We start from the raw sequence: 9,342 nt of genomic DNA on the forward strand, positions 1-9,342 counted from the left end.
TTGCCGCCGCCGCCACCGCCGCCGCCCGTGCAGCTCTTGGGCTCGCGCATGGGCGCGAACACCCAGCGGCCGCTGAACTCCTGCGTAACCTTCTCGCAACAGGTGCTGAAGCGCTCGGCGACGGCGAGGGGGGCGAATACCGCCTGGGCGCGCGGATGCTGGTCAATGCCGCCGGCCCCTGGGTGGAGTCTTTCGTCAAGGGCAATGCCAAGCGCGACTCGCGCTACGGCATCCGCATGATCCAGGGCAGCCACCTGATCGTGCCGCGCCTCAACGACGACGACCGCGCCTACATCCTCCAGCACCAGGATGGCCGCATCGTCTTCGTGCTGCCCTATCAGCAGCGCTACAGCCTGATCGGCACCACCGATCGCCGTTACCAGGGCGACCCCTCCCGGGTCCGTATCAACGACGAGGAGATCGACTATCTGCTCGAGGTGCTCAACTCGCACTTCGTCAGGCAGCTCGGTCGCGAGGACGTCGTCGCGACCTATGCCGGTGTCCGCCCGCTGTGCGACGACGAGTCGGAGAATCCCTCGGCCATGACCCGGGACTACACCCTCGACCTCGACCGGCACGGTGCACCGATGCTGTCGATCTTCGGCGGCAAGATCACCACCTACCGCAAGCTGGCCGAGGCGGCCATGCGTAAACTCGAGCCATTGCTGCCTGCCATGGGACAACCCTGGACGGCCACCGCCAGGCTGCCCGGCGGCGACATCGAATCGCGCCACGCGTTCGCCGATCGGCTGGTAGGTGAATATCCGTTTCTCGGCCGGGAACGAGCCGAGCGGTTCGCGTCCAGCTACGGCTCGCTCTGCCTCACTTTCCTGGACGGCAAGCAGAGCCAGGACGATCTCGGCCAGCCTTTCGGCGGTGGCCTCACCCGTGCCGAAGTCGACTACCTGGTCGAGCACGAGTGGGCACGCACCAGCGAGGACATCCTGTGGCGACGCAGCAAGCTGGGACTGCGCCTGACCAGCGATGAGCGAGAAACCTTGTCGCGCTACCTCGATCAGCATCCCGCCATCGACATGTCGGGCCCTTTAGCCAAAGTATCATGAGGGATTAGCTGCCACGAGGTTTCCGGGAAGTCATACTGTCGAGGGTACGAATGGCGTTTCTGCTACGCTTGGCCCTGCACGGCGCCCTACCCCGATACAAGGAACCCTCCCTTGCTGCAACTTCTGTTTAGCTGTCTCGGCTGTCTAGCGCTGTTGATCACCCTGGCGCCTTACACGCGATTTCGCCACTGGAGCGTTCGCAGTTTCGATTTCCCGCTGCTTCAGATCGCCATCGTCGCCACCGCTCTGGCGCTGCTCCAGCTAGCGTTCGAACCCGTCGAGAGGTGGCATTGGGCCGGCGTCGCCGCCAGCGTGATCGCGGCACTCATCCAGTGGGCACGCATCTACCCGTGGACCCCCCTGGCCAGATGTACGGTGGTCAAATCCAATTCCTACGCGCCGGAACAAGAACTCAAGCTGCTCGTCTCCAATGTATTGACCCCCAATCGCCAGGCATCGAAGTTGATCGACCTGGTCCACGAGCACGAGCCCGATATCCTGCTGACCCTGGAGTCCGATCAGTGGTGGGGAGATCAACTGGACGCCGCCATCGGCAAGTCGATGCCGGAAGCGGTGCGCATCCCTCTCGACAATCTCTACGGGATGCACCTCTACTCCCGGCTGCCGCTGGAAGATGTCGAGGTCAAATGGCTGATCCAGGACGACATCCCCTCGATTCACGCCTGGGTGAAGCTGAGGGACGGCAGCCGTATCCGCCTCCACGCGCTGCATCCGCGGCCGCCCGCGCCATCGGAGAGCGATGAGTCGCTATGGCGCGACGCGGAACTGCTGCTGGTGGGCCAGACCATCGCCGAAAGCAGCGAACCCACCGTCGTTGCCGGGGATCTCAACGACGTTGCCTGGTCACCGACGACGAAACTGTTCTGCAAAATCAGCGGCATGCTCGACCTGCGTCGCGGACGCGGCCAGTACAGCACCTTCCACGCCAAATATCCGATGCTGCGCTGGCCCCTGGATCACGTCTTCGTCACCGAGCATTTCACCCTCGTCCACATGGAGCGATTGCCGGAGATAGGATCCGATCACTTCCCGATCCTGGTGACGATGCGCTACAACCCGACCCGCGCGGCCGAGAACGAGCCCGAAAAGGCCGATAGCGACGAGCAAGAAGACGCGGAGGAGACCATCGAAGAGGCTCAGGACCGTCAAGGCGAGGCGCCGGTCTGAACCCTATTCGCTCGACGACAACGCCACCCGACCGGGTGGCGTTGTCATATCGGCTGCAGAGAACGCAACCGCTCACGGGGATCCGTGGCGAGAAACAACGGCCGGAAGTGGGGGCTACTCCGGGATCCCTCCCTGGGTCAGCCTGGCCGGGTCTAGCAGGCGCTCCAGTTCCTGGCGGGAGAGCTCGGTCTCCTCCTCGGCCACATCGATGATCGGCCGCCCTGCCTGATAGGCTTTCTTGGCGACCGCCGCCGCTGCGTCATAACCGATCACGGAGTTGAGGGCAGTCACCAGAATCGGGTTCTTCGACAGCGGGCCCTCGATATTGTCACGACGCACGTTGAACGTGGCGATGGCGCGGTCGGCCAACAGCCGGCTCACATTGGCCAGCAGCTTGATCGATTCCAGCAGGTTGTGCGCGATCAACGGCAGCATCACATTGAGCTGGAAGTTGCCACTCTGCCCGCCGATGGTGATGGCGGCATCATTGCCGATGACCTGAGCGGCGACCTGGGCAGCCGACTCCGGGATCACCGGATTGACCTTGCCCGGCATGATCGAGCTGCCCGGCTGCAGGGCCTCCAGCTCGATCTCCCCCAGGCCGCCCAGCGGACCGGAGTTCATCCAGCGCAGGTCGTTGGCGATCTTCATCACCGCCACGGCATAGGTCTTGAGATGGCCCGAGAGCTCCACCGCCGCATCCTGGGAGGCCAGGCTCGCGAAGAAGCTGTCGTTGGGCCGAAAGTCGAGGTGCGTATCGATGGCCAGGCGCTGCGCCACCTTTTCGGCAAACTCGGGATGAGCATTGACGCCGGTCCCGACGGCCGTGCCTCCCAGCGCCAGACGGGTCACCCGCTTGAGGCCGTCTCCCAGCCGCTCGATCGATTGGCCGACCTGGCTGGACCAGCCGCCGAGCTCCTGGCTCAGGCGAACCGGCATCGCATCCATCAGGTGCGTACGCCCGGTCTTGACCACGTCATCGACCTCTTTCGCCTTGTCGTCGATGGTGGATCTCAGGTAATTGAGCGCCGGCAACAGGCGCTCCCGAACCTGTGTCGCCGCGGCGAGGTGAATGGCCGTGGGGATCACATCGTTGCTCGACTGGCCCATGTTGACGTGATCGTTGGGGCCGACCTCGAGCCCGTCCCGGCTGGCGAGATGGGAGATCACCTCGTTGACGTTCATATTGGTCGAGGTCCCCGACCCCGTCTGGAACACATCGATCGGGAACTGATCGGCGTGCTTGCCGTCGATGATCTCGTCGGCCGCGGCCATGATGGCCCTCGCCCTCTCCTCGTCCAGCAACCCAAGCTCCCGGTTGACCTCCGCAGCGGCACGCTTGATGTGCGCGACTGCGGTGATGAATGCCGGTGGCAGCGGTTGGCCGCTGATCGGAAAATTGTTGACGGCACGCTGGGTCTGCGCGCCATAGAGTGCGCTCTCGGGAACGTTGAGTTCGCCCATGCTGTCGCGCTCGACTCGTGTCTGAGCCATGACCTTCTCCTATCGATGACGGATGAAATGCGAAAGGGGTAGCCATCACGTTGGCTACCCCTTCGGGACTCCTTCAAGCCTAGCAGTCGGTCCCCACACTGCATCCACTTCGCGCGGCGGATGTCGGGAGGCAGCCATGATACACCAGGCCGCGACTCCACCGGGGGACCGGACGCACTCAGTCGAAATCGATGATCTGGCGAATCGCCTCGCCGTTGGCCAGACGGTCGAAACCGAGATTGATCTCGTCCAGCTTCAGGCGATGGGTCAGCAGCCGATCCACCGGCAGGCGGCCGGACTGATAAAGCGCGATGTATTCCGGCACATCCAGCGACGGCACGTGTCCGCCGAGGTAGGAACCCTTGAGGGTACGCTCCTCGGCCACCATTCGCGTCGGACTGATGGCGAAGCGCACGTCCGGATGCGGCAGCCCGGAGGTCACGGTGGTGCCGCCGCGGCCGGTGGATTCATAGGCGAACTCGAGCGCCTTGGCGACGCCCGCGAACTCGGCGGCGATGTCCACCCCGCCGCCGCTGATCTCGCGCACCTGTTCGACGGCGTCGGGATCGCCGCTGTTGACGATGTGCGTCGCGCCCATCGCCTTGGCGGTCTCCAGCTTGTCCGGTGCGATATCCGCCGCGATCACCTGACGCGCGCCACCGCCGACGGCCCCCATCACCGCCGCCAGGCCGACACCGCCGAGGCCCACCACCAGCACCGACTGGCCCAGCCGCAGCCCGGCGGTGTGGACCAGCGCGCCGACGCCGGTGAGTACCGCACAGCCGAACAGTGCCGCGATATGGAACGGCAGCTCGGGATCGATTCGGGTCAGCGAGCGCCGCGACGCCACGGCGTATTCCGCAAACCCGGAGACGCCGATATGGTGATAGATCTTCTCGCCGCCCTTGTGCAGCCGCATCCCGCCACCCAGCAGGTGACCCGCCAGGTTCGCGGCCGCGCCGGGGCGGCACAGCGCCGCCCGTCCCGACAGGCAGGAGGCGCAGCCACCGCAACTGGGCGCGAACGAGAACACCACGTGGTCGCCGGGGGCGAGATCGGTGACGCCCTCGCCGACTTCGGCGACCTCGCCGGCCGCCTCGTGCCCCAGCACCATCGGCAACGGTCGTGGCCGGTCCCCGTTGATCGTGGACAGATCCGAATGACACAGCCCGGCGGCACGCATCTTGACCAGAACCTCACCCGGTCCCGGCCCCTCCAGCTCGACCTCCTCGACCGACAGCGGCATCGATTCCCGGTAGGGTCGGGGCCTGTGCATTTCATGAATCACGGCGGCATGGATTTTCATATCAGCATCCCATTTCACGGATCGCCCTGGCTCGCTTGAACGAGCCGGGCGTGGTTTACGTTCGTCTGCCTGGCGGCATGATCAGAGAGGAGTCGTGATGAAGAGCCATGATCAGGAGTAGTATTCGGGCGCATGACGGAATGTCGGCCATGCCACCGGGTCATGCCCGGTCACCACGAGTGCGCCGGTCTTCTCGACCAGGGCATGCAATTTGCGCACGGATCGCACCGTGTCCACGGTCGAGGCCAGAAAGCCCGGCAAGGCCTTCTCCTCCCAGTGATCGGTGGTGTATGCCGCGTCCACGGCCAACAGCACCGGCCCGGTCTCGGGCAAGCGGAGCAGGAAACTGGCATGCCCAGGCGCATGGCCGGGCGTGAAGATGAAACGAATGGTGCCGTCGCCGAAGACGTCGTAGCCGTCGTCGCCATCCTCGAGCAGATGCCACTTCAATCCGGGGCGGTCGAAGTCCGCGCGAATATAGCCGCCGGCGGAGAACCAGTCCGGGGCCATGGCATACTCGTACTCGCGACGTCTGACAATATGAGTGGCATTCGGGAATCGGCCCGTGGCACCGGTATGGTCCAGGTGCAGATGGCTGTGCAGGACATAGCGGATGTCCTCGGGTTCGAGGCCGAAACTCTTCAGCGCCTGGACACAACCTTCCTCCTCACGCATCACGGGCCAATAGACCGCGGTGATATCGCCCCAGTGCTTCTCGGGATCGCTGGCGCACTCGACGGCACAGCCACCATCGATGACGACATTTCCCTCCGGGTGCGTGATGAGATACCAGGGCACGGGGATCTCGTACTCGTCCAGCCCCGCATTCATCTTGATATTGCACACCCGGCACTTGAGCGTGCCGGTCTGGAACATGTAAAGACGAGGGGTAGTCATGACGCACTCCTGGTTTGTGCCACATGAAGACGACATTGCCGCCGATTGCGGTGCGAGCACGGCGAAAGATGCACCATCCGCCAGCGGCCTCGAGGCTCGCAGCCGGGGGATCGGACATGTCAGAGTAGGACACCGCCAAACGGCGTGACCAGCGGACTTTGGTCCCAGACAGCCCCCGCAGCGCGTCGGCACCTCACCCAGTCCCGACCGGTCATGCCGACTTTCAGAAAACCGATCGAGGAGTCTCGGCCATGTGGCATCGTCAACCCTTCACGCTCACCGCGCGCCCGCGCGGCTTTCATCTGGTCACCGACGAGGTCCTGGCGGCACTGCCGCGGCTGGCCGAGATCCGTACCGGCCTGCTCCATCTGCAGTTGATGCACACCTCGGCCTCGCTGACCCTGAACGAGAACGCCGACCCGGACGTGCGCCACGACATGGCGCTGTTCGCCAGCCAGCTGGCTCCCGAGAACCTCCCCGGGATGCGGCATACGCTGGAGGGCCCGGACGACATGCCCGCTCACGTGCTGGCGAGCCTGTTCGGCACCCAACTGACCCTGGCGGTGGAAAACGGCCGCCTGCTCACCGGCACCTGGCAGGGCATCTGGCTGGGCGAACATCGCCAGCAAGGCGGTGCCCGAAGGATCACCGCCACGCTGATGGGCGAATGACGCAAGTGGCGTTCTGAATCCGCCCTGCCGCCACCTCAGTGCGAGTGCCGCGGCACCTCCGCGCCCCGGCAGCCGCGCAGGAAGTCGAAGTCGCACCCCTCGTCGGCCTGCAGCACCCGTTCGATGTAGAGCTGGCGATAGCCGCCGCTGCTGGCGATCCGGTTCGACGCCGCGGTCGGGTCGACCTCGGCCAGACGACGCGCGATCTCGGCGTCGTCGACCTCGAGCTCCAGCTTGCCGCTGTCACAGTCCAGGCTGATCCAGTCGCCGTTGTGGACGGCCGCCAGCGGTCCGCCGGCGGCCGCCTCCGGGGCCACGTGCAGCACCACCGTGCCGTAGGCGGTACCACTCATGCGGGCATCGGAGATACGCACCATGTCGGTGATGCCCTGCTCGAGGATCTTGGGCGGCAGGCCCATGTTGCCGACTTCCGCCATGCCGTGATAACCCCGCGGCCCGCAGTGCTTCAGCACCAGGATGTCGTCGGCCTCGACCTCAAGCTCGGGATCGTTGATGCGCGCCTTGTAGTCGTCGAAGTTCTCGAATACCACCGCGCGACCGCGATGCTTCATCAGCTCGGGGCTGGCCGCCGAGGGCTTGAGCACCGCACCGTTGGGCGCCAGGTTGCCGCGCAGAATACAGATGCCACCATCTTCGCGCAGCGGGTTGTCCAGCGGGCGAATCACCTCGTCGTTGTAGTGCGGCGCGTCCTGAACGTTTTCCCAGATCGTCTTGCCGTTGACGGTCAGTGCATCCTTGTGGGGCAGGCGGTCGGCCTCGCCCAGCCGGCGCAGCACGGCCGGCAACCCGCCCGCGTAGTAGAACTCCTCCATCAGGAAGCGCCCGGAGGGCTGCAGATCGACGATGGTCGGCGTGCCGCGGCCGATTCGGGTCCAGTCGTCCAGCGGCAGGTCGACCCCGATGCGCCCGGCGATCGCCTTGAGATGGATCACCGCATTGGTCGAACCGCCGATGGCGGCATTGGTGCGAATCGCGTTCTCGAACGCCTCGCGGGTCAGCACCTTCGACAGCTTGAGATCCTCGTCGACCATCTCGACGATGCGGTTGCCGGAGAGATGAGCGAGCACGTAGCGGCGCGAATCCACCGCCGGGATCGCGGCGTTGTGCGGCAGCGACACCCCCAGCGACTCCGCCATGCACGCCATGGTCGAGGCCGTGCCCATGGTGTTGCAGGTGCCGGCCGAGCGGGACATGCCGGCTTCGGCGGCCATGAATTCATGGATCGATATCTTGCCGGCCTTGACCTCTTCGGAGAGTCTCCAGACCACGGTCCCCGAGCCGATGTCCTTGCCCTCGTGCTTGCCGTTGAGCATCGGCCCACCGGTCACCACGATCGTCGGAATGTCGCAGCTCGCCGCCCCCATCAGCAGCGCCGGCGTGGTCTTGTCGCAGCCCACCAGCAGCACCACGGCATCCATGGGATTGCCGCGAATCGCCTCCTCGACATCCATGCTGGCGAGGTTGCGGGTGAACATCGCCGTCGGCCTCAGGTTGGACTCGCCGTTGGAGCACACCGGGAACTCCACCGGATAGCCGCCAGCCTCGAGCACGCCCTTCTTGACGTGCTCGGCGAGCTTGCGGAAGTGCGCGTTGCAGGGTGTCAGTTCCGACCAGGTGTTGCAGATGCCGATGATCGGCTTGCCCTGGAACTCGTGGTCCGGAATGCCCTGGTTCTTCATCCAGCTGCGGTACATGAAGCCGTTCTTGTCGGCGGTACCGAACCACTGGGCCGAGCGCAGTCGGCGCTTGTTGTGGGGTCTATCCGATGAATCGCTCATCTTTCTCTCCTCGAACCATCGTCAGTGGATGACGGTCACGGCAGTCGTCCAGGTGTTGTCAGGAATCGCGGGCAGCGTCACAGCAGGGAAAATGCCAGCCATGCCAGCCCGAACGACATCAGCGAAATACCGGTGGAGATCACCGTCCAGGTCTTGAGCATGGTCTTGGTGTCGACACCGAGGAACCGACCGACCAGCCAGAAGCCGGAGTCGTTGACATGGGAATAACCGATGGCGCCCGCGACGATCGCCACGGTGATGCAGGCGGCGGGCAGCCCGGCCAGTGCCGGATCTCCCAGTACCACCGGGGCCATGATGCCGGCCGCCGTGGTCCCCGCCACCGTTGCCGAGCCCTGGGCGATCCGAATCACCGATGCGATCACGTAGCCGGCGAGAATCACCGGCAGCCCGAACGCCTGCAGGCTGTCCGCCAGCGCATCGCCGATACCGCTGGCCGTCAGCACCCCGCCGAACATGCCGCCGGCGCCAGTGATCAGGATGATGCTGCAGACCGGCGACAACGCCTGCTCGACGATCTCGTTGATCGAATCCATCGCCCCGCGCTCGCTGGAGCGAATGACCAGCAGCCACATCGCGATACAGGTGCTGATCAGCAGCGCGATCGGCGTCTCGCCGATCACCATCAGCGCGGAGACCAATGGGTTGTCGCCATCGATGACGCCACCCTGTCCCAGCGTCGATAGACCGGTGTTGAGAAAGATCAGCGCCAGCGGCAGCAGCAGTACCAGCAGCACGATGCCGAAGGCCGGACGCTTCTCGGGCGGAACCTCGTCGCTCTCCCCGCCCATCAGGTTGGGCACCGCCTGGAACGGCGAGCGATTGGCCAGCATCAGCGACAGCCGATAGCCCATCACGTACCAGGTCGGCAGCCCCACCAGCAGGGCGACAAACAGCCCCTGGCC

Annotated in this window: 8 protein-coding genes; 3 read left to right on the top strand and 5 right to left on the bottom strand. The window is 65.1% G+C overall.

Translation table 11 applies throughout. The features are described 5' to 3' along the window. Both glpD and AC3AYF_RS03605 read left to right on the top strand, forming a co-directional pair. Nucleotides 1–1,064: glycerol-3-phosphate dehydrogenase (glpD, locus tag AC3AYF_RS03600; RefSeq protein ID WP_487779401.1), on the top strand; the 1,064-nt coding region annotated here is incomplete at its 5' end. 111 nt (nucleotides 1,065–1,175) lie between these two features. Further along, nucleotides 1,176–2,252, top strand: a complete 1,077-nt coding sequence (locus AC3AYF_RS03605) for an endonuclease/exonuclease/phosphatase family protein (protein WP_487779402.1) — start codon at nucleotides 1,176–1,178, stop codon at nucleotides 2,250–2,252. 114 nt (nucleotides 2,253–2,366) lie between these two features. On the opposite strand, the gene AC3AYF_RS03610 is transcribed toward AC3AYF_RS03605, so the two are convergent. The 3 genes from AC3AYF_RS03610 to attM form a co-directional block, all read right to left on the bottom strand. Continuing rightward, nucleotides 2,367–3,746 carry a class II fumarate hydratase gene (locus tag AC3AYF_RS03610; RefSeq protein WP_295037209.1) on the bottom strand — a complete coding sequence of 460 codons (1,380 nt, stop codon included), beginning with the start codon at nucleotides 3,744–3,746 and terminating at the stop codon, nucleotides 2,367–2,369. Nucleotides 3,747–3,924: 178 nt separating this feature from the next. Next, nucleotides 3,925–5,052, bottom strand: a complete 1,128-nt coding sequence (locus tag AC3AYF_RS03615; RefSeq protein ID WP_295037211.1) for a zinc-dependent alcohol dehydrogenase family protein — start codon at nucleotides 5,050–5,052, stop codon at nucleotides 3,925–3,927. A gap of 111 nt (nucleotides 5,053–5,163) precedes the next feature. Next, nucleotides 5,164–5,949, bottom strand: coding sequence for an AttM family quorum-quenching N-acyl homoserine lactonase (gene attM / locus AC3AYF_RS03620; protein WP_295037213.1), 786 nt, complete (start codon nucleotides 5,947–5,949; stop codon nucleotides 5,164–5,166). A 251-nt stretch (nucleotides 5,950–6,200) separates the two neighbouring features. Here attM and AC3AYF_RS03625 point away from each other — a divergent pair, with 251 nt between their 5' ends. Continuing rightward, nucleotides 6,201–6,620 (top strand): secondary thiamine-phosphate synthase enzyme YjbQ, encoded by a 420-nt coding sequence (locus tag AC3AYF_RS03625; protein WP_295037215.1) that lies wholly within the window; start codon nucleotides 6,201–6,203, stop codon nucleotides 6,618–6,620. A 35-nt stretch (nucleotides 6,621–6,655) separates the two neighbouring features. Here the strand turns inward: AC3AYF_RS03625 and AC3AYF_RS03630 are convergent, their stop codons facing one another. Next, the gene (locus tag AC3AYF_RS03630; RefSeq protein WP_487779403.1) at nucleotides 6,656–8,419 is read right to left on the bottom strand and encodes an IlvD/Edd family dehydratase; all 1,764 of its coding nucleotides are present in this window, start codon (nucleotides 8,417–8,419) and stop codon (nucleotides 6,656–6,658) included. A gap of 77 nt (nucleotides 8,420–8,496) precedes the next feature. After that, nucleotides 8,497–9,342, bottom strand: an 846-nt coding sequence (locus AC3AYF_RS03635) for a GntP family permease (RefSeq protein WP_487779404.1), incomplete at its 5' end; no start/stop codon positions are given.

It is taken from the genome of Salinicola sp. (genome assembly GCF_982684285.1).

Excerpts from the sequence above, each read along its gene's own strand:
- attM (WP_295037213.1), bottom strand. The coding sequence starts at position 5,949 with ATGACTACCCCTCGTCTTTACATGTTCCAGACCGGCACGCTCAAGTGC.
- AC3AYF_RS03630 (WP_487779403.1), bottom strand. The coding sequence starts at position 8,419 with ATGAGCGATTCATCGGATAGACCCCACAACAAGCGCCGACTGCGCTCG.
- AC3AYF_RS03625 (WP_295037215.1), top strand. The coding sequence starts at position 6,201 with ATGTGGCATCGTCAACCCTTCACGCTCACCGCGCGCCCGCGCGGCTTT.
- AC3AYF_RS03615 (WP_295037211.1), bottom strand. The coding sequence starts at position 5,052 with ATGAAAATCCATGCCGCCGTGATTCATGAAATGCACAGGCCCCGACCC.
- AC3AYF_RS03610 (WP_295037209.1), bottom strand. The coding sequence starts at position 3,746 with ATGGCTCAGACACGAGTCGAGCGCGACAGCATGGGCGAACTCAACGTT.